16 protein-coding genes are annotated in these 19704 nt (G+C 62.4%); 6 read left to right on the top strand and 10 right to left on the bottom strand.

Going from position 1 to position 19704, the window contains the following annotated elements; translation table 11 throughout:
- Window positions 1-27: 27 nt before the first annotated feature.
- The 3 genes from F6S12_RS13930 to F6S12_RS13920 all read right to left on the bottom strand — a co-directional run bounded on the left by F6S12_RS13930 (window position 28) and on the right by F6S12_RS13920 (window position 4588).
- A complete protein-coding gene (locus F6S12_RS13930) occupies window positions 28-2067 on the bottom strand; it encodes an NADPH-dependent 2,4-dienoyl-CoA reductase (RefSeq protein ID WP_011062256.1) in 2040 nt (679 codons plus the stop codon).
- A 159-nt stretch (window positions 2068-2226) separates the two neighbouring features.
- Window positions 2227-3372 (bottom strand): serine hydrolase domain-containing protein, encoded by a 1146-nt coding sequence (locus tag F6S12_RS13925; protein ID WP_315869004.1) that lies wholly within the window; start codon window positions 3370-3372, stop codon window positions 2227-2229.
- A gap of 148 nt (window positions 3373-3520) precedes the next feature.
- Window positions 3521-4588: a fatty acid desaturase gene (locus F6S12_RS13920; protein WP_315869003.1), complete on the bottom strand. Its 1068-nt coding sequence runs from the start codon at window positions 4586-4588 to the stop codon at window positions 3521-3523.
- Between the two features lie 509 nt (window positions 4589-5097).
- On the opposite strand from F6S12_RS13920, the gene F6S12_RS13915 reads away from it, so the two are divergent.
- Both F6S12_RS13915 and F6S12_RS13910 read left to right on the top strand, forming a co-directional pair.
- On the top strand, window positions 5098-6228 hold the full coding sequence (locus F6S12_RS13915) for a carbon-nitrogen hydrolase family protein (RefSeq protein WP_015636340.1): 1131 nt from the start codon (window positions 5098-5100) through the stop codon (window positions 6226-6228).
- Window positions 6229-6232: 4 nt separating this feature from the next.
- Entirely contained in the window at window positions 6233-7273 is a 1041-nt protein-coding gene (locus F6S12_RS13910; protein WP_019093770.1) for an AraC family transcriptional regulator, read from the top strand.
- 28 nt (window positions 7274-7301) lie between these two features.
- Here F6S12_RS13910 and F6S12_RS13905 read toward each other — a convergent pair whose 3' ends face one another.
- Window positions 7302-7427, bottom strand: coding sequence for a hypothetical protein (locus F6S12_RS13905; protein ID WP_011062261.1), 126 nt, complete (start codon window positions 7425-7427; stop codon window positions 7302-7304).
- 214 nt (window positions 7428-7641) lie between these two features.
- Here F6S12_RS13905 and F6S12_RS13900 point away from each other — a divergent pair, with 214 nt between their 5' ends.
- A complete protein-coding gene (locus tag F6S12_RS13900) occupies window positions 7642-8730 on the top strand; it encodes a transketolase-like TK C-terminal-containing protein (RefSeq protein WP_315869002.1) in 1089 nt (362 codons plus the stop codon).
- 11 nt (window positions 8731-8741) lie between these two features.
- Here the strand turns inward: F6S12_RS13900 and F6S12_RS13895 are convergent, their stop codons facing one another.
- Window positions 8742-9212, bottom strand: a complete 471-nt coding sequence (locus F6S12_RS13895) for a MarR family winged helix-turn-helix transcriptional regulator (protein ID WP_053152753.1) — start codon at window positions 9210-9212, stop codon at window positions 8742-8744.
- Window positions 9213-9372: 160 nt separating this feature from the next.
- On the opposite strand from F6S12_RS13895, the gene aceE reads away from it, so the two are divergent.
- Window positions 9373-12048, top strand: a complete 2676-nt coding sequence (aceE, locus tag F6S12_RS13890) for a pyruvate dehydrogenase (acetyl-transferring), homodimeric type (protein ID WP_077934514.1) — start codon at window positions 9373-9375, stop codon at window positions 12046-12048.
- 5 nt (window positions 12049-12053) lie between these two features.
- On the opposite strand, the gene F6S12_RS13885 is transcribed toward aceE, so the two are convergent.
- Both F6S12_RS13885 and F6S12_RS13880 read right to left on the bottom strand, forming a co-directional pair.
- On the bottom strand, window positions 12054-12899 hold the full coding sequence (locus F6S12_RS13885) for a DUF2242 domain-containing protein (protein ID WP_011062265.1): 846 nt from the start codon (window positions 12897-12899) through the stop codon (window positions 12054-12056).
- Between the two features lie 92 nt (window positions 12900-12991).
- Entirely contained in the window at window positions 12992-13891 is a 900-nt protein-coding gene (locus F6S12_RS13880) for a LysR family transcriptional regulator (protein ID WP_011062266.1), read from the bottom strand.
- Between the two features lie 124 nt (window positions 13892-14015).
- On the opposite strand from F6S12_RS13880, the gene F6S12_RS13875 reads away from it, so the two are divergent.
- Window positions 14016-15221, top strand: a complete 1206-nt coding sequence (locus F6S12_RS13875; RefSeq protein ID WP_015636346.1) for an MFS transporter — start codon at window positions 14016-14018, stop codon at window positions 15219-15221.
- A gap of 58 nt (window positions 15222-15279) precedes the next feature.
- On the opposite strand, the gene F6S12_RS13870 is transcribed toward F6S12_RS13875, so the two are convergent.
- Entirely contained in the window at window positions 15280-16158 is an 879-nt protein-coding gene (locus F6S12_RS13870; RefSeq protein WP_019093765.1) for a sterol desaturase family protein, read from the bottom strand.
- Between the two features lie 66 nt (window positions 16159-16224).
- Here F6S12_RS13870 and F6S12_RS13865 point away from each other — a divergent pair, with 66 nt between their 5' ends.
- Window positions 16225-17190: an AraC family transcriptional regulator ligand-binding domain-containing protein gene (locus F6S12_RS13865; RefSeq protein ID WP_315869001.1), complete on the top strand. Its 966-nt coding sequence runs from the start codon at window positions 16225-16227 to the stop codon at window positions 17188-17190.
- A gap of 69 nt (window positions 17191-17259) precedes the next feature.
- On the opposite strand, the gene F6S12_RS13860 is transcribed toward F6S12_RS13865, so the two are convergent.
- Both F6S12_RS13860 and F6S12_RS13855 read right to left on the bottom strand, forming a co-directional pair.
- Window positions 17260-19131 (bottom strand): SurA N-terminal domain-containing protein, encoded by a 1872-nt coding sequence (locus tag F6S12_RS13860; protein ID WP_011062270.1) that lies wholly within the window; start codon window positions 19129-19131, stop codon window positions 17260-17262.
- 226 nt (window positions 19132-19357) lie between these two features.
- Entirely contained in the window at window positions 19358-19630 is a 273-nt protein-coding gene (locus tag F6S12_RS13855; protein WP_011062271.1) for an HU family DNA-binding protein, read from the bottom strand.
- Window positions 19631-19704 lie beyond the last annotated feature (74 nt).

Raw genomic sequence — 19704 nt, 5'->3', positions numbered from 1 at the left:
CGGCAGCGGCTACAGGACGGCAGGCCGTTACAGCTCGGCCGCCAGACGCGAACCCTGGTTGATGGCGCGCTTGGCGTCCAGTTCGGCGGCCACATCGGCACCACCGATCAGGTGCACATTCTGCCCTGCCGCCACCAGGCCGTCCTGCAGTTCACGCAGCGGATCCTGGCCGGCACAGATGACGATGTTGTCCACCGGCAGCACCTGGGGTTCGCCGGCCTCACCGATACGGATATGCAAGCCGGCATCGTCGATCTTCAGGTACTCGACGCTGTTGAGCATCTGCACCTGCTTGTTCTTCAGACCGGTGCGATGGATCCAGCCGGTGGTCTTGCCCAGGCCGTCGCCGACCTTGGTCTTCTTGCGCTGCAAGAGGAACACCTGCCGCGCTGGTGCATGGGGCTCGGGCTTGATCCCGGCCACACCGCCACGGGCCTGGAGCTGGGTGTCGATGCCCCATTCCTTCCAGAACGCCTGGCGATCCTGGCTGGTGGCCACACCCTGGTGCACGAGGAATTCGGAAACATCGAAGCCGATGCCGCCGGCACCGATCACCGCCACGCTCTTGCCCACCGGCTTGCGCTCCAGCAGCACGTCCAGGTAACTGAGGACCTTGGCGTGCTCCACCCCGGGAATCGCCGGCACGCGAGGGGCAATGCCGGTGGCCAGGATGATTTCGTCAAAGCCGCCGGCCACCAGTTGCTGCACATCGACGCGGGTGTTGAGGCACAGCTCGACATGGCTGGTCTGCAACTTGCGCTTGAAGTAGCGCAGGGTCTCGAAGAACTCTTCCTTGCCCGGCACTCGCTTGGCGATGTTGAACTGGCCGCCGATCTCGCTGGCGGAATCGAACAGGGTCACCTGATGCCCACGCTCGGCGGCCACGGTAGCGGCGGACAGGCCCGCCGGGCCGGCACCGACCACGGCGATCTTCTTGATCTGCTTGACCGGCAGGTAGTTCAGCTCGGTCTCGTGGCAGGCGCGCGGGTTGACCAGGCAACTGGTGAGCTTGCCGCCGAAGGTGTGGTCCAGGCACGCCTGGTTGCAGCCGATGCAGGTATTGATTTCGTCGGCGCGGCCTTCGGCGGCCTTGTTGACGAAGTCCGGGTCGGCCAGGAATGGCCGCGCCATGGAGACCATGTCGGCATCGCCCTCGGCGAGGATCTGCTCGGCGACTTCCGGGGTGTTGATGCGGTTGGTGGTGATCAGCGGAATGCTCACCGAACCGCGCAGCTTGGCCGTCACCTTGCTGAATGCGGCACGCGGCACCTTGGTGGCGATGGTGGGAATCCGCGCTTCGTGCCAGCCGATCCCGGTGTTGATCAGGGTGGCGCCGGCCTGCTCGATGGCCTGGGCCAATTGCACGATCTCTTCCCAGGTGCTGCCGCCTTCCACCAGGTCGAGCATCGACAGGCGGAAGATGATGATGAAGTTCGGGCCCACCGCCTCACGTACCCGACGGACGATTTCCACCGGCAGGCGCATGCGGTTTTCATAGCTGCCGCCCCAACGATCGGTGCGGTGGTTGGTGTGGGCGGCCAGGAACTGGTTAATGAAATAACCTTCCGAGCCCATGATCTCGACACCGTCGTATTCGGCCTTCTGGGCCAGGGTCGAGCAGGTGACGAAATCGCGGATCTGCTTCTCGATGCCTTCCTCGTCCAGCTCCTTTGGCTTGAACGGGTTGATCGGTGCCTGGATGGCGCTGGGAGCCACCTGCTTGGGGCTGTAGGCATAACGCCCGGCATGAAGGATCTGCATGCAGATCTTGCCGCCGGCCTCGTGCACCGCACGGGTCACGATCTGGTGCTTGAGTGCCTCTTCTTCGGTGGTCAGCTTGGCGGCGCCGGAATACACCCCGCCCTCATCGTTGGGGCCGATGCCGCCGGTGACCATCAGGCCCACGCCGCCCCGGGCACGCTCGGCAAAGTACGCCGCCATGCGCTCGAAGCCGCCGGGCTTTTCTTCCAGACCGGTGTGCATCGACCCCATCAGGGTGCGGTTGCGCAGGGTGGTGAAACCCAGGTCGAGGGGGGCCAGCAAATGCGGGTAAGGTGCTCCAGCCATGGTGTCACTCCAGATCGGGCAATCACGGAAAAATGCGGAAGCTCTGCGGCTTCCATCAGTATTGCTGCACAGACTAAGAGCAGAACATCGGGCACTCAATGACTGTAACTGACAACTTAATGATCAGAACGCACACCCTTTTACCATCCCCCCTTCCTCTTAAAGTGCCGCGTAGGCCAGCGCGGCCAGTTGCTGCGGGCGGGGATCGATCATGGTGTGCCGGCCCGAGGTGGTGGTGACAAAGCCGAAGCTCACCTCGCGTTCGGGGTCGGCAAAACTGATCGGGCCGCCCAGGCCGATATGACCGAAAGTCTCGGGCCCCATGCCGAGGGAGGCAGCCGGATCGGCCGGTTGCTCCATCATGCAGCCCAGGCCATAGCGCATGGGGCGTCGCCAGATGCGATCCATGTCATTGCTGTGCTCACGGGTGAACTCACTCAACAGGTCGGGCCCGATCAGGCGGCCCCCCAGCAATGCGCTGTAAAAGCCGGCCAGGCCATGGGCGGTGCTGTGGCCGTTGACCCCCGGCTGCCGATAGGCCCACCAGCGGGGGTCGCAGGTGCGCCGGGGGACCATGCCCGGGTTGGTAAAGGCCAGGGTCGCGACATGCTCCGGCTCGGCAATGATCACCTTGCGCAGGTCCTCCGAGTAGTAGTCGCCCACCCGCCCCTCGGCGGCATCGAAATGCGCGATACGCTCAAAATCCTGTTCCTCGACCCCCAGGTAAACCTCCAGGTCATGGGGCCGGGTGATCCGCTCGTGGATGAAGGTGCAAGGCTCTCGACCGTCGACCCGGCGAATCAACTCACCGATGACCCAGCCAAAGATAGTGGTGGCATACCCCAACCCGGTTCCTGGCTGCCACCACAATGGCTCGGCAGCCAGGATCTCAACCATGTGCTCCCAGTCATACATCATGGCGTTGTGATTGGGCCCGCGCAGCGCCGGTATGCCGGAGGTGTGGGTCATGACCTGGCGTACGGTGACCCGCCCCTTGCCGCCCTGGGCAAACTCGGGCCAGTAGCGGGCCACCGGCGCGTCGAGCTCCAGCTTGCCCTCCTCCACCAGCATCAGGACAGCCACTGCGGCCAAGGGCTTGATGGTGCAGAAGGTATTGGCCAGGGTGCCGTGGTGCCACGGCTTGTTGCCCTCCAGGTCCGCCACGCCGGCCCACAGGTCGACTACGGTCTGGCCGCCGACCTGCACACAGAGCCCGGCGCCGCGCTCCTGGGGATCATCGAACATTGCCTCGAAGGCGTGCAGCACGGCTTCGAAACCCTTCGCACATGTTCCTTGCGCTTCCATTCTCAAAACTCCCATCCATCGTCATGCCGCCCTGGCGAGACTCGGCCAGGGTCAGCATGAGTTAAAAACCGAAACCAAGAGGCCGGTTGCATTCGTCAATGGCAATGCAAACCTGTGATAACAAGAACAATAGAGGTGCAAAAGACCTTCAGCCTCTGGACTGAAAGTGGACCGTATCCAACTTGAAACGATTTGCGCGCTTGTAGGTACCGAAGTCATTGAAACGAACTCCGGCCTTCGCCATGACTTCATGGGCATAGGGCGCCGTCATCTGTCGAAGATAAAAAGGATCTTTCACGACAAAATGATGAATACTGTGAGTACTGCCAAAGTTGAAACAGAACAACTGGAACGGCCACAGCAGCCAATGGTTCATTACTTGGGTTTGTTGTAGAGCATTGCGTGGCGCAACATCACCGTAATAATGCATATTGGAACTGATGAAATACAGGCAGAACTGTCGAATCATATTCGGCGCAACAACAATGACCACTGCACAATCAATCACGTTCATCACTTGCAGCACTAACGGCGAACTTGGTGGCGGCACTCCTGCCAGGCCGCCCAGCCAGGTAGACAAGTGATAACCCAGGAACACATACCAGCTGCCCCAGTACAGGAGCCCGAAAGGGGTATTGAGGCGAATGATCCTGGCCAGTAGTTTCATTTTCTGCCGCCAGCCCGGCGCGCAGACCGCATTCACAAAGCCGAACAGGAAGCCATCCATCAGCTTCAGCAGCCTGAGAATACCCCAGGGGTTGCCGCTGGTGGTGATCCAGGCCTCGACATCGGTGGCGGTTCCGGATTCCTTGTGATGATGAAAGTGCAGGCCGCGCCTGAGCCAGGGGCTGGGCATTCCCGGGCGCGTCAGCCAGCACAGCAGCATCATGGAGTTATGGGCCAGAGGCTGTTTCCGGAAATACAGACGGTGAATCAGGTCATGTTCAAGTTCATGAATGATCGAGGTAGACAGCGCGTTTACCAAGATGCACAACCACGCGGGCATGATGCCCTTCACATACAACACACCAGTCACCACCATAACTGTCACCGAAACAGCCATGGCACTTGCACCCAGGGCGTTCTGATAGTTCAGGACAGGATAGCGTCTGCGTAGTTCGTTACCATGCTCGGTAATTTGGCGGGTGACTTCTTCGATCTTTTGCTGGTCAGTTACGGAACGACCGCAATCAAGTTCCTTTTCTATGGAGTTCATCACTTCATCCTTTGAAGAAAATGAGTGGAGGCGAACTTCAATAGAAAGACATACTTCGATAGCAAAACAACCAATTGGGCCGAAACGGCGACTACAACTGATAAGTGGCCCCCTGGACCGCTGGTTTTTTTAATAACTGTTACGAATGACCCAGCAGTCCACTTTGGAACTATTAGTTCGCCACTACTGAGCCTCTTCGGATAAGTCCCGAAGAACTTTCAAGATTGCTTCATTGTCGAACAACCCATCAACGTGCAAAACCTGGAACTTCGACGAAAGTAGGGGCAACTGCACTAAACCTGACGCGCTCGATGCAGGACCGCAGCAACCTGCCAGCCCTCTCCCCCCTGAGGCGACATCGCAGGCGCAGCCCAGGGAAAAGCCCGAGACGCCACGGAAAATGACCCATTTCATGCAAAAAACCGCTCTAACACACTGTTTTCCTGTACCTTTGGCCCAAATATCCGAGAAATGTCACGATCCAGCACACGGCCGCTGACTGTTTTCCCATGCGCAAACTTCTCTACATCACCCTCACCCTGGCCCTGCTTGCCGCCATCACCAGCTACGCCATCTGGACCCGTGATCGTCCAGGGGCGCACTACCTGTCGGACCTGCGTATCCAGCTCGCGGTGGACCAGGGTGTGCCTGCCGACCACGGCAACCTGCTGGCAATCCAGCCCGAGCTGTTCCCCACCGACTACCAGAGCATCGAGCGCCTGCATCGCAAGCTTGCGGCCTACATGCAGCAAGCCCGTGACAAGGGCCTGGTCAATGACAAGACCATCGTCGTGCTGCCCGAGCATGTCGGCACCTGGCTGATGGTCAGTGGTGAAAAGAATGAGCTGTATCAGGCCACCTCTCTGAAAGAGGCAATGAACTGGCTGGCGGTGAGCAACCCGCTGCCGTTTCTCAAGGCGCTGATCAGCGCCAGGGGTGACAGCCGCCTGGACGATGCGTACCTGCGCATGAAGGCCAAGAGGATGGCTCGGGACTATCAGTCGCTGTTCGGCGGCCTGGCCAAGGAGTTTCATGTGACCCTGGTGGCCGGCAGCATCATTCTTCCAGAACCCAGTGTCAGCCAGGGCAACCTGCAGATCGGCAGCGGCGCCCTGTACAACAGCAGCCTGGTGTTTGGCAGCGATGGCCTGCCCATGGGCCAGCCCCAGCGGCAGATCTACCCGACCTACGCCGAAAGCGGCTACGTGAAGGGCGATGCCGACAAAGCACTGGAGGTTATCGACACCCCGGCCGGGCGCCTCGGTGTGCTGATCGGCAGCGACAGCTGGTACCCCGACAACTACCGCAAGCTCAATGACCAGCACGCCCAACTGGTGGCGGTCCCGGCCTTTGTCATGGGCCGTGATGGCTGGGACAAACCCTGGCGCGGATACAAGAGCATCGCCACCCCCAGCGAAGTCAGCCTCAAGCCCGAGGAAGTCAGCGAGGGGGAGGCCTGGCATCGCCTGACTCTGACTGCGCGCGCACCCAGCAGCCTGGCCAGCGCCGGGGTCAGCGTGTTCCTGCGCGGCCAGTTCTGGGACCAACGCAGCAGTGGCCAGAGTTTCATCAACAGCAACGGCCAGACCTTTGCCGACGACGGCAACCGCGGCGCCCGCCTGCTGAACATCTGGTTGTAGGCCAATGAAAACCCCACCGATGCGCCTGGGCGACTTGTCGGTGGGCTTCGTCCATAGCCTGGTGGACGCGGTCCTCAGCTACGGGCAGGACCCCACCCCCCTGCTGGAACAGTACGCCCTGGACGCCGCGCGCCTGGGCGAAGCCGGAGCGCGGCTGTCAATCCCGCGCTACATGCGCCTGGGCCACGGGGCGATCCAGCTGACCGGAGACCCGGCCCTGGGCTTGCGCATGGGCCGCCTGAGCCGGCTGAGCCAGGCCGGCCTGGCCGGAGTGACCGCAGCCCAGGCCCCCACCGTGCGCGAAGCAGCCCGCTGCCTGACCCGCTTCGAAGCTCTGTATGGCTCCAACTATCGCGGCCAGTCGAGCTTTCACGAGGATGCCAGCGGCGCCTGGCTGTGCTTCTACTCCATCAGCCCGTACAACGCCTACAACCGCTTCGTGGTGGACTCGATCATCTCCGGCTGGCTGCAGCAGTTGTCCAGCGTCGCCGACCAGGCGATCCACGCCGAACAGATCGATATCGAATTCCAGCGCCCGGACTACCACGAGGCCTATGCGGTGCTCGGCCCCACGCCTATCCAGTTCGGCGCCGAACAGAACCAGCTGCGCCTGAGCCAGGCCAGCCTGGGCCTGCGCAACCCGCAGCATTGCCCGAGCACCTGGCGGCATCTGGTGCAGTTGTGCGAGAGAGAACTGGAACAACTGACCCGCACCCGCAGCCTGCGCGAACGCATCATTCAGATGCTGGGGCCTTTGCTCAATGGCGGTCGCGAGCCGGGCCTGGAAGAAGTGGCGATGCGCCTGAAGCTGCCGACCTGGACCCTGCGGCGCAAGCTGGCGGAAGAAGGGACGCAGTTCCGGGCAATTCTCAATGACACCCGCCGCGACCTGGCCATGACCTACATTCGCGATACTGAACTGGCGTTCGGGGAGATTGCCTATCTGCTGGGCTTTGCCTCAGCCGAGGCGTTTCAACGGGCCTTCAAGCGCTGGAATGGCCAGACCCCCGGGGATTTTCGCCGCAGCCACCGACAATTCGGCTAGAGAAACGGTAAAAAAAACGCCACCGGCGTTACAGCTCGGTGGCGTCTTCTGCAGGTTCCAGAGGATCCAGCTCGAAAGCCTGATACTCCAGCAGTTCCTCTTGGTATTCGTCCATGGCGGACTCCTTTTTCCGTTGTTGAAAGACCTTGTTCAATAGCCCTGTGCCTAATGACCATCGGGATCAGCATAAAGTGCCGGGATGACAGAAAAAATACTACCCCCCAGGTCAGGATTTCTATCATTAAAACGTAACAGCCCGTGAGGAATTTAACCCTCGAACACAGATGCAATTGCAACGATTGCAACTGCAATCATATTTGCCAATCCGTTAGGGTAGCCGCTCTCCCCCCTTGCGGACGGCGCCGAGCATGAACCCATCCTCACTTTTCCCCACTCGCCACAACGCCCTCGCGCAACAGGCGGCCCAGGCCTGCCTGGACCTGCTCAGGAGCGCCCGCCCCCCTGGCGGTTCGCCACTCAACACCGTGCTGGAGATGGCCAATACCCTGGAGCTGGACCGGCGCACCGCACGCCAGTCCTTTGTGGTGCGCAGCCACGGCGCACCACAAAGGAGTACCCGGATCAGCGCCTGGCCATTGTGGTTCTCCACCGACAGCGCGGAAAAACCCCTGCTTTATCTGCACCGCTGCAGTTCTTCGGCGCAGTTGTGCGCGGTCAGCGCCGAGACCGCGGCGCGGGGCATCCTGTGCAACGACAGTGAGACCCAAACCTCCCCATGGCCCAAGGGTGCCGACCCGTCACTGGCGTTGTGGCTGGCCCACAACCCGCACTGCCTGCCATTCGACCCGGCCACTGGCGCAGAGGCCGAGGCGATTGTCCTGGAGGCCCTGCAACGCCTGTATATCGAGGGCCAGCCAGGCTTCTACTACCTGGCCCTGCATGACCATGAGCTGCAACTGGAACTGACGCCCGAGCAACGGCAAGCCGCATTGCAGGGGATGTACAAGGTGACGGACACCACTGCCCACCCAGCGGCGGGGCGCGTGCGACTGCTGGGCGCCGGCCGGGCGTTTGCCCAGGTCAGGGCCGCGGCGGATCTGCTGCAGCGTGATTGGAAGGTGGCCAGCCAGCTCTGGAGTTGCCCCAGCTACACCCGCCTGGCGCGGGAAGCGGCTGCGGCGCAGCATTGGAATCGCCTGCATCCTGGGCAGGAGAAGCGCGGCTCACACCTGCAGCGCTGCCTGGCGGATGACTCGGCGCCCGTGATTGCAGTGACTGGCTACGGCCAGGCGGTGGCCGAACAGCTACGCCCTCACCTCAAGGCCGAGCTGGTGGCCCTGGGCACCGACTCCTTCGATGCCGCCCGCGACCCGCGACGCGGCCGCTGCCCCGAGGCTCGCTGGATCGCCGTGCTGGCGCTCAAGAGCCTGGCAGACGCTGGGCAATTGCCCATGCAATGCGTGGAACAGGCCATGGCGACCTATGGCCTGCCCTGACGGTACCGGGCTCAGCCCCTGGAGCCTGTGTCGCCACCATTGGCCGCCGCCCGAGCCAGGGTCGCGGTGCGTTCCAGGGCATCGGCAAAGGCGTGTTTCTGCTCGCTGTCCAGTTGCGAGAGAAACAGCTCGGCCACTGTCGCCTCGTAGATTTTCCACATCTTCTTGCGCAGCTTTCGGCCTTCGTCGGTGATGCTGACAAAGGCCGCGCGACCATCGCCCTCACAGCGCGAGCGCTGCACCAGGCCGTCTTTTTCCAGGCGATCCACCAGGCGTGTGAGGTTGTAGCGCTCGATGGCCAGCACATCGGCCAATTCGTGCATGCGCCGGGTACCTTCGGCGCCGCTTTCCAGGCCCCAGAGGGCGTCGTACCAGGCGTACGCCGGCAAGCCGGCCTGGGCCAGGCGGCGCTCGATTTCGCGAATCACCGTCCGGTGAGCCCTGACAAAACGGAACCAGACATCGGGCTCTTTTGAAGACATGCCACACCATCCGAAGGTTTGAAGAAGGGTTGCAATAGTAGCGCATGCCGGGATAGATTCGGCCATGTAGTTGCAATTGCAATTACTTTTCCCGGCGCCGAATACCCTCCGATTCCACAAGAATCCGCGCGCTGGAACCCCGCCCAACACGGAGCCAGGTATGACCCAGAACAACAGTGCAACCCTCGATAACGATCCCCAGGAAACCCGCGAGTGGCTCGACTCTCTGGAGTCGGTGCTGACGGTGGAAGGTCGCCCGCGGGCCCATTACCTGATCGACCAGTTGCTGGATTTCGACGTGGCACGCCACGGCGACTTCCATGGCCGGGTGACCACGCCCTACATCAACACCATTGCCCCCGAGCGGCAGCTGCCCTACCCCGGCGACCTGGAGACCGAGCGCAAGCTCAACGCGATGATCCGCTGGAACGCCATGGCCATGGTGCTGCGCGCCGGCAAGCATTCGGGCGTGGGCGGCCACATCGCCACCTATGCTTCGGCAGCCGTGCTCTACGACGTGGGTTTCGATCATTTCTTCCGCGGCCGCAGCGACAGCTTCGACGGTGACATGGTGTACATCCAGGGCCACTCCTCCCCAGGCATCTACGGCCGCGCCTACCTGGAAGGCCGGATCAACGCCGCCCAGCTCGACAACTTCCGCCGCGAGGCCGATGGCCAGGGCATTTCCTCCTATCCGCACCCCAGGCTGATGCCGGACTTCTGGCAGTTCCCCACTGTATCCATGGGCCTGGGGCCGATCACCGCGGCCTATCAGGCGCGTTTCATGCGCTACCTGGAACTGCGCGGGCTCAAGCAGCACCAGGGGCGCAAGGTCTGGGCCTTCCTCGGCGACGGCGAAATGGACCAGCCCGAATCCCTGGCGGCGATTTCCCTGGCCGGGCGGGAGAAACTCGACAACCTGATCTTCGTCGTCAACTGCAACCTGCAACGCCTCGATGGCCCGGTACGGGGCAACGCCAAGGTCATCCAGGAGTTCGAAAGCCTGTATCGCGCCGCCGGCTGGAACGTGATCAAGGTGATCTGGGGCAGCGGCTGGGACGCGCTGCTGGAGAAGGACCGCAGCGGCCTGCTGCGCCAGCGCATGATGGAGTGCGTGGATGGCGACTATCAGAACTACAAGTCGCAGAACGGCGCCTATGTGCGCGAGCATTTCTTCGGCAAGTACCCGCAATTGCTGGAGCTGGTGGCCGATCTCTCGGACGAGCAGATCTGGAAGCTCTCCCGGGGCGGCCACGACCCGATCAAGGTCTACAACGCCTATGCCGCCGCAGTACGCCACAGCGGCCGTCCCACGGTGATCCTGGCGAAAACCGTCAAGGGCTTCGGCATGGGCGAGGCCGGCGAAGGCCAGAACATCAACCACCAGTTGAAGAAGATGGGGGCCGAGGCAGTGAAGGCCTTCCGTGATCGCTTCGAACTGCCGGTCAGCGATGAGCAACTGGCTGAAATGCCCTACCTCAAGCCCGCGGCGGACAGCACGGAAGGCCGTTACTTCGCAGCCTGTCGCAGCCGCCTGGGGGGCTATGTGCCGGCTCGCTACAACGACTGCGCACCGCTGCAGATCCCGGCCCTGGAAGCCTTCGCCACCCAGCTCAAGGACACCGGCGACCGGGCGATCTCCACCACCATGGCCTTCGTGCGCATCCTCGGCACCCTGCTCAAGGACCCGCAGATCGGCAAGCGGGTGGTGCCGATCGTGCCTGACGAGTCGCGCACCTTCGGCATGGAAAGCCTGTTCCGCCAGATCGGCATCCACTCGGCGGTGGGCCAGCTCTATACCCCACAGGATGCCGGGCAACTGAGCTACTACAAGGAGAGCAAGGACGGCCAGATCATGCAGGAGGGCCTGAACGAATCCGGGGCGATTTCCTCATGGATCGCCGCCAGTACCTCCTACAGCAACCACCAGGTCATGACCCTGCCCTTCTACATCTTCTATTCGATGTTCGGCTTCCAAAGGATCGGTGACCTGGCCTGGGCCGCCGGCGATGCGCGGGCCCGGGGCTTCCTGCTGGGCGCCACGTCCGGGCGCACCACGCTGATGGGCGAAGGCCTGCAGCACGACGACGGCCACAGCCATATCCTCGCCTCGGTGATCCCCTGCTGCATCTCCTACGACCCGACCTTCGCCTATGAACTGGCGGTGATCATCCATGAAGGCATGCAGCGCATGTATGTGCAGCAGGAGGATGTGTATTACTACATCACCCTGCTCAACGAAAACTACCCGCAACCGGCCATGCCCGAAGGTGCTCGCGAAGGCATTCTCAAGGGCTTGTACCGCTTCAGCTCAAGCACCGCCCAGGGCGCCAAAGCCCCGCGGGTGCAACTGATGGGCAGCGGCTCGATCCTGCGCGAGGTGATCGCCGCCGGGCAGCTGCTGGAGAAGGACTTCGGGGTGCAGAGCGACATCTGGAGTGCCACCAGCCTCACCGAACTGCGCCGCCAGGGCCTGGCGGCGGAGCGCTGGAACCTGCTGCATCCGCAGCAGCCTCGGCGAGCGGCCTATGTCGAGCAATGCCTGGAAGGCCATCAAGGCCCGCTGGTGGTGGCCACCGACTACATGAAACTGTTCGCCGACCAGATCCGCCCCTTCGTCGAGGGTCGGCGCTTCGTGGCCCTGGGCACCGACGGCTTCGGCCAGTCCGACACCCGGGAAAACCTGCGGCAGTTGTTCGAGGTGGACCGGCATTTCATCGCCCTGGCGGCGTTGAAAGCCCTGGCCGATGACGGGGAGATACCCTACAGCCAGGTCGGCGAAGCCTTGAGCCGCTATCGGATCGACGCTGAAAAAGTCGACCCGAGCTCGGTCTAGGTGCCTTAGTGCCCGCTGCTCGGCAGGGCCGGAATCGGCTCGCTGGGCGGCGGCAGGTTGCTGGCCGGTGGCGGCGTGACGGTTTGTGTGGCGGGCGCTGGCTCGCTGCTGGCTGCCGGCACTATCGGCGCCGCCTCGGCCGGAGGAGCCAGGGGTTGCGAGACCGCAGGCTCAGGCTCGGTGGCGGGTGCCGGCGCGGCCACAGGGGCAGGCTCGACCACTGGCTGCGCCTTGGGCTCGGGCTTGGCTGGCGCCTCGGGCTTGTTCTCGGGAACCCCGAGGTCGGCCTTGGGTTTCTCTTCGATATGCGCCGCCTTCTTCGCTTCCTGGGGCAGGAACAACTCCACCAGGGCGAAATAGCGGTCATAGAACTTGGCCGAGGACACGGTTTCGCTGGCCACCTTGACCATCGAATCATCGGTAGAGCCGATCGGCATCGACACCGAGCCCAGCACGCCCACGCCGAGGCTGGCCGAGTTGTTCACCTTCTTCAGCGCATAGCGATCCTGCAGGGCGTTGGCGAACATCGTCGAACGCTGGTCGCCGCTGCCGTCCTGGGCACAAACCACGTTGAAGCTGATTTCCAGGTGGGTCTCGCCGGTCTGCTGGAAGCTCTTGTGGCCGCTGACCAGCTTCGGATCGTTGCTGGTGATGATGTAGCCCTGGCTGAGCAGGGCACGCCGCGCGGCCTCACAGGAGGCGGCATCGCTCACCGGGTAATTGCGCGAAAACGTGCCGGAATCATCGAAGCTTTCGTGCTCGTAGATGGCGGTCTTGTGCGACGAACAGCCGGCCACCGCAGACAGCAGCAACACCCCGGCCGTGGCGCGCAGATGAAATGATTTAAACATCGAGAATCCTGAGGAAAACGCTCCGGCGCGTATTGTGCAACAGATCAGCGTCCCGCAGCGCGGGTAATTGGTGCCTTAAATTTCTCATCAGTTTACTGACCACTGTTTGCCGGAAAAAGTCGCTCGCTCAAGTGCTCGATCAACACCCGCAGCTTGGCCGCTGCATGTCGGCTCGAGGGCCACAACACCCAGAAGGCGCCGTTGTGCTCCAGGTATGGGTCGAGCACGGTTTGCAACTCGCCACGGCGCACCGCGGCCTGGACCATGAAGTCCGGCAGGCAGGCAATGCCCAGCCCGCTGCGCGCCGCGTGCTCCACCGCCTCGATGGAGCTGCTGGTCAGGCGAGTGGGCAGCACCGGCTCCGGCGCATCCGCTTGAACCTTGAAGGGCCAGGCCTCGAGCTTGCCGGTGTGGTGAAAGGTATGCCGCAGGCAGGAGTGACTGCGCAATTCCTGCGGGGTCTGCGGCACGCCGCGCTGCTGGAAATAGCCGGGGCTGCCCACCAGCACCATGCGAAAGCGCCCCAGCTGCCGGGCCAGCAACCGCGAGTCCTTGGGGTTGCCGGTGCGCACTACCAGGTCGAAACCCTCTTCCACCACATCCACCATGCGATCGGAGAGGTCGATATCCAGCTCGATCTGCGGATAGCGTTGCATGAACTCGGCCAGTACCGGCATCAACAACCCATGGACCTGCGGCGCGCTGACCCGCAGCTTGCCCACCGGCGCGCTGGAAGAGTCACATAGCTGGAACTCCGCCGCCTCGACTTCGGCGGCGATCCTGCGGCAGCGTTCGAGGAATCCGGCGCCTTCGGCGGTGAGGCTGATGCTGCGGGTGGTGCGATGAAACAGACGAGTCTCCAGGCGCTCCTCCAGACGGGCAATACTTTTGCCAACCGCCGAGGAAGAGACTCCCAGAAGGCGCCCCGCTTCGGTGAAGCTGCGGGTTTCCGCCACCTGCATAAACACTGGGATACTGCCGAGCCAGTCCATCGCGCCGCTCCGAAATTAAGGACACCTGTGTCCGATAAGTTCGGAACCTTAGCCTATTTTTCCGCCATGAACAGCGCCCTACCCTAGGCCCCTCACTTCCGAACCCACCCATCGGGGCCTTTCCATGAGCAATTGCGTCAATGCCTGCGAACCCTTGCAAGTACCTGCCACAACCCACGAACGCCTGCCTGTCGGCGGCCTGCTGGCCCTGGCCACTGCCGGGTTCATCACCCTGATGACCGAAACCCTGCCCGCCGGCCTGCTACCGCAGATGAGTGCCGACCTGGGCGTGTCTGCAGCGCTGATCGGCCAACTGGTGACCGTCTACGCCCTGGGCTCACTGCTGGCGGCCATTCCGCTGATCCTCCTCACCCAGGGCTGGCGGCGCCGGCCCCTGCTGCTGATCGCCATCGGCGGTTTCGCCGTGGTCAACAGCATCACGGCCCTCTCCACCGAATACAGCCTGATCCTGGTGGCGCGCTTCTTTGCCGGAGTCTTCGCCGGCTTGCTCTGGGCCCTAGTGGCAGGTTATGCCAGCCGCATGGTGGCGCCACACTTGCAGGGCCGGGCGATTACCCTGGCCATGCTCGGCGCGCCGCTGGCGCTGTCGGTGGGCATGCCCGCCGGGACCTGGCTGGGCGCCCTGCTGGGCTGGCGCATGAGTTTCGCCGTGATGACTGTGCTGACCCTGGGCCTGATCGGCTGGGTACTGGTGCAAGTGCCGGACTTCCCCGGGCTGCGGGCGCAGAAGCGCCTGTCGCTGAGTCGTGTCCTGACCCTGCCGGGGATCCGGCCGGTGCTGTTCGTGACCTTCGCCTATGTGCTGGGCCACAACATTCTCTACACCTACATCGCGCCTTTTCTTGAGCCGGCCGGGCTTGGCGGGGAAATCGAGCGGGTGTTGCTGGTGTTCGGCCTGGCCGCCTTGCTGAGCATCTGGCTGGTGGGCCTGCTGATCGACCGCTGGCTGCGTGAGCTGGTACTGGCCAGCTGTCTGCTGTTTATCGGCTCGACCCTGCTGCTGGGCCTGCTCGGCGACCGGCCACTGGCAATCTATGGGGCAATCGCTATCTGGGGGCTGTCCTTTGGCGGCATGGCCACCTTGCTGCAGACTGCGCTGGCCAAGGCCGCCGGCGAGCACGCCGATACCGCGCAGTCGATGCTGGTGACCCTGTGGAACCTGGCAATCGCCGGTGGCGGCCTGGGCGGCGCGCTGCTGCTGCAGGGGCCGGGCGTGGCCACCTTCCCCTGGGTGATTGCCGCCCTGTTGCTGGTGACCCTGCTAGTGGCGATGAACGCCCGACGCGAGGGCTTCCCTGCCCGGGCTTAAAATCCGGCTCCCGGCTCGGGTGGCCGGGGCTCCAGCACCAGGGCTCGAGAAAGAATGCCTAGCCTTGCGAAGCAGGGTTCGCCGGCAAGGCGCCCTCTACCTTCGCCCCTGCACTGGAGCGGGCTTTACGGCTGCGTACCAGCGGCCAGAACAACTCTTGCGTCCAGCTCACGGGTGCCAAGTGTTCGATGCCATAGGCAACGGGCCGGCGCCGAGTGATCTTCGCCGTACCAAACAGCACATCCCAGAGGAACAGCAGGTTGCCGAAGTTGCCCTTGTAATGGGTCACACCATCCTCGGCGCTCAGGCCGTGGTGCGCCGAATGGGTGGACGGCGTAGAAAAGACCCGCTCCAGCAACCACATCAGCGGCCGCAGAAAACCGATGCGGTACAGCTTGTCATCCCAGGCCACACTGCTGTGAGCGGCGAAGATCACCGTCATCTTGAGAATCAGGTAACCGTAGTAGACCGGCGCCAGCCCCAGATAAATCAGCACTCCCGAGAACCAGATGCCGGGCATCAGCAGGTAATAGAAGCTGTTGTTGCGGTAGACGATGCGAATGCTCATGTAGGGCGCCGAATGGTGCGCGCGATGCAACGCGTACAGCGCCGGTACGCGGTGGGTCAAGCGGTGCCACCAGTACTGGGTCATGTCATCGAAGACCAGGAACAGCAGCAGGCCGAGTACCCAGGGGATCTGTGCCAGTGCTCCCTTTGCTTCGGGCAGCGATAGCTGCATGAGCGCGCCGCTGGCCCACATCACCAGGGGAAAGGTCACACCGAGCAACAGGCTTGAGCCCACCGCCTCGATCAACACATCACGGCGCTGGCCGCGAGGTTGGCCAAAGGCCGAACAGGCGATTTCCAGGAGGATGAAAAACACAAAGATCGCCGAAACGATCAGCAGCGGGTTGTTGGTCAGCAGGTCGTGGTTCATGGCATTCTCGCTCTTATCCTTGTGGGCATCGCCCCACCATTAGAGATCAGCAAGGCAGCCCGCTCTATGCGCGAACTGGACAGAATTCCGCGAGATCCGGCCAAGGGCATGACCCCGCGCTTCCATCGCGGGCGCCTGGGTGAAGTCCTGCAACGCTTTCTCGATGACCAGAACACCGGCCCTCAGCAGGACTACAACCTGCTGCAGCTGGAGCAGCTGTGGCGCGCCGCGGCAGCGCTGGAGCCGGCCATCGGCCTCAAGCTGTTCGAACGCTTCACCCCCCAGGACTGGCACGTGATCGCCCACGCCAGCCTGTACTGTCCGGATGTCGCCGCATCCATGGCGTTCTGGGTGCGCTACGCGCCCTTGGGTTCGGATACCGACCGGGTACAGCTGGTGACGGATACCCGGGGGGCCGGTGTCGAGGTTGATATCGACACATCGGCGCCACTCGGCCGCTACCTGATCGAGCACTATGGCGTCATGTCCATCACTCAGTTGCGCCGTGGCACCGGCCTTGCAGTGCAGCCGGTACTGGCCTGCTTCAGCCATCCGCGCCCGGCCTATCACGCGCAGTATCATCACTGGTTCGGCGAGCGGATCGAATTCGATTGCCCGGCCAACCGTTTCTACTTCGACCCGCAAACCCTGCAACTGCCGCTGCAAACCCGCCACGCCGGCATGCTGGAACTGCTGAGCGAGGAGCTGGATCGACGGGTGGCCCTGCACCGGCGACAGAGCGGTTGGGCCGCCAAGGTGGCAGCGGCTTGTCGCCAGGCCCTGGCCGCCGGCCACTCACCAACCCTGGAAAGCCTTTGCGCGCAACTGCATCAAACCCCGCGAACGCTGCGGCGACGCCTGGACGAACAGGGGTTGAGCTTTCGCGAATTGCTCGACCAGACCCGCGCCGAGCTGGAAATGCACCTGCAACTGCAAGGCGAATCCCGGGCCCAGATTGCCCTGCAGTTGGGCTACAACGATCAGGCGGCCTACCTGCATGCACGCAAACGCTGGAAGAACGCCCTTGGCTGAAGTTTTTTCCAGCCCAAAAAAAGACCCCGGCATTGCGGCCGGGGTCTTTTCAACACTGTGGGTCAGGCATCAGTAACGCTTGATGTCCGCCTGGTTTTCCAGCTGCTTGCGGTAGGCGGCAAAGTCTTGCTGCCCTACCCGCGAGGCCAGGAAGCGACGGTATTGAGCCTTCTCTTCCTCGGTCGGCGCAGCGGCTTCGTTGACACCATTGAGCTGCAGCACCAACAGGTTGCCATTAGGCAGGGTCACGCTGGTGAAGGTCGGTTTGTCCTTGGACTCAGGCTTGGTCATGCGGAACAGCGCCTGCAGCACGGCCGGATCGATCCCTTCCTGGCCACGGGTCACGGCATGCGCGACTTTCCAGTCCTGGCCATCCACCGGCTTGTTCAGCGCGGTCTTGCCGTCGCGCAGGCTGGCGATCAGCTCTTCAGCCTTGGTCTTGGCCGCGGCACTGGCGTGCTCTTTGGCCAATTGCGTGCGAATGGCACTGGCAACGCTTTCCAGTGGCAGTTGCTCAGGTTTGCGGTGTTCCTTGGCACGCAGCACTACCACGGTTTCCGGGTCCAGTTCGATGGCGGTGCTATTGGCACCCTCATCGAGGACTTCGGTGCTGAACGCCGCTTGTATCACGGCGCGGTTGGCTGCGATGCCGTCACCACCTTCACGGCCGAATGGCGCGGAGGTGTGGACAGTCAGCTTCAGGTCCTGGGCCGGTTGTGCCAGATCGGACGCTTCGAACGACGAGTCTTCCAGTTGCTTGGTGGCCTCGACGAAACGCTGCTCGACCTGCTGGGTCTTCAGATCCCGGGTCAGCTTGCCCTTGAGGCTGGCGAAGCTCGGCACTTCCGGCGCTTCGACACCCAGCAGCTTGATCAGGTGGAAACCGAAGCCGGTACGTACCGGCGCCGATACCTGGTCCTTGTTCAAGGCGTACAGGGCTTTCTCGAAGGTTGGGTCATAGACGCCAGGACCTGCGAAACCCAGGTCGCCGCCGTTGCTGGCCGAACCCGGGTCCTGGGAGAACTCCTTGGCCAATGCCTCGAAGCTTTCGCCCTTGGCCAGACGTGCCTGGATCTCTTCGATCTTGGCCTTGGCCTGGGCCTCATTCACCTTGTCATTGACTTCGATGAGGATGTGCGCCGCGCGGCGTTGCTCGGACAGGTTGGCAATTTCCTTCTGATACAGCGCTTGCAGGTCCTCGTCCTTGACGCTGACCTGATCGAAGAAGGCGGCCTTCTTCAATTCGATGTAATCAATCACCACCTGGTCCGGAGTCATGAACTCCTTGGCGTGCTGGTCGTAGTACGCCTTGACCTCGTCGTCGGTCAACTTGACCGCTGCCGGGTCGGCCTTGATGGTCAGGGAAGCGAAGTCACGGGTCTGCTTTTCCAGACGGGCGAATGCCAGCACCTGGGCGTCGGTGACAAAACCGCTGCCTGCCAGACCGGCGCGTACCTGGCCGATCAGCATTTCCTGAGTCAGCATCTGGCGAAATTGCAGGCGGGTGTAACCCAGTTGACGGATCACCTGGTCGAAGCGCTCGGGGCTGAACTTGCCATCAACCTGGAACTCCGGCGTTTGCAGAATGACCTGGTCCAGCGCACCTTCGGAGAACGCGAACTTGGAATCCTGCGCACCTTGCAGCAACAGCTTGCGGTCGATCAGCCCTTTGAGGGCAGCTTCGCGCAGCATCTTCTCGTCCAGCAGGGAGGCATCGAAGTCTTTGCCCAGCTGCTGCATCAACTGACGACGTTGCATGTCGACGGCCTGGCTCAACTCGTTCTGAGTGATTTCCTCACCGTTGACCTTGGCCGCGTCCTGATTGTGGGTAGTGGCCTTGAAAATGGCATCGAATCCCGTCAACGCCAACAGCGCGACGATAACCCCGATGATGGTTTTGGCAATCCAGCCTTGTGAATTGTCCCTGATATTCTGCAGCATGCGTCCCCCAGAAACGGTTGTACTTCAATTTGAGCAACCGTGGAGCGTGGGTAGAGTCCGGATAGAAGAAAGGCGCATCCGAGGATGCGCCTTCTCGTAACTGGCGGAGCGGACGAAGGTTAAACCCGCGACCCTCGGCGTGAACCGGTGGTAGACCGGTTGACTAGCGCCCCGCTGCCAGATCAGGCATGACCCCGACCCGGATGGGCAAAGACCCTGAAGAAACTTAGTTAACGGCTTCTTTCAGTGCTTTACCGGCTTTGAAACCTGGCTTTTTAGCAGCAGCGATTTCCAGAGTCTTACCGGTCTGTGGGTTACGACCGATACGCGCTGGACGATCAGTTACGGAGAAAGTACCGAAACCAACCAGCACCACAGAGTCACCGGCCTTCAGAGCGCCAGTAACGGATTCGATTACTGCGTCCAGCGCACGGCCAGCAGCAGCTTTCGGGAGATCAGCAGATGCAGCGATAGCATCAATCAGTTCCGACTTGTTCACTCTAAGTCCCCTTATATATCTATGAGTATGATTCTAAGTTTTTTGGTGAAAGCAAAAACGAGTGCTGAATGGCC

It is taken from the genome of Pseudomonas sp. JV245A (assembly GCF_032424515.1).
Lineage (GTDB): Bacteria > Pseudomonadota > Gammaproteobacteria > Pseudomonadales > Pseudomonadaceae > Aquipseudomonas > Aquipseudomonas protegens.
The sequence above is the reverse complement of the archived record's forward strand: the minus strand, read 5'-3'. Positions and strand labels throughout refer to the sequence as shown.

Coding starts and splice junctions, on each gene's coding strand:
- F6S12_RS13930 (WP_011062256.1), bottom strand. CDS start 2,067: ATGGCTGGAGCACCTTACCCGCATTTGCTGGCCCCCCTCGACCTGGGT.
- F6S12_RS13925 (WP_315869004.1), bottom strand. CDS start 3,372: ATGGAAGCGCAAGGAACATGTGCGAAGGGTTTCGAAGCCGTGCTGCAC.
- F6S12_RS13920 (WP_315869003.1), bottom strand. CDS start 4,588: ATGAACTCCATAGAAAAGGAACTTGATTGCGGTCGTTCCGTAACTGAC.
- F6S12_RS13915 (WP_015636340.1), top strand. CDS start 5,098: ATGCGCAAACTTCTCTACATCACCCTCACCCTGGCCCTGCTTGCCGCC.
- F6S12_RS13910 (WP_019093770.1), top strand. CDS start 6,233: ATGAAAACCCCACCGATGCGCCTGGGCGACTTGTCGGTGGGCTTCGTC.
- F6S12_RS13900 (WP_315869002.1), top strand. CDS start 7,642: ATGAACCCATCCTCACTTTTCCCCACTCGCCACAACGCCCTCGCGCAA.
- F6S12_RS13895 (WP_053152753.1), bottom strand. CDS start 9,212: ATGTCTTCAAAAGAGCCCGATGTCTGGTTCCGTTTTGTCAGGGCTCAC.
- aceE (WP_077934514.1), top strand. CDS start 9,373: ATGACCCAGAACAACAGTGCAACCCTCGATAACGATCCCCAGGAAACC.
- F6S12_RS13885 (WP_011062265.1), bottom strand. CDS start 12,899: ATGTTTAAATCATTTCATCTGCGCGCCACGGCCGGGGTGTTGCTGCTG.
- F6S12_RS13880 (WP_011062266.1), bottom strand. CDS start 13,891: ATGGACTGGCTCGGCAGTATCCCAGTGTTTATGCAGGTGGCGGAAACC.
- F6S12_RS13875 (WP_015636346.1), top strand. CDS start 14,016: ATGAGCAATTGCGTCAATGCCTGCGAACCCTTGCAAGTACCTGCCACA.
- F6S12_RS13870 (WP_019093765.1), bottom strand. CDS start 16,158: ATGAACCACGACCTGCTGACCAACAACCCGCTGCTGATCGTTTCGGCG.
- F6S12_RS13865 (WP_315869001.1), top strand. CDS start 16,225: ATGCGCGAACTGGACAGAATTCCGCGAGATCCGGCCAAGGGCATGACC.
- F6S12_RS13860 (WP_011062270.1), bottom strand. CDS start 19,131: ATGCTGCAGAATATCAGGGACAATTCACAAGGCTGGATTGCCAAAACC.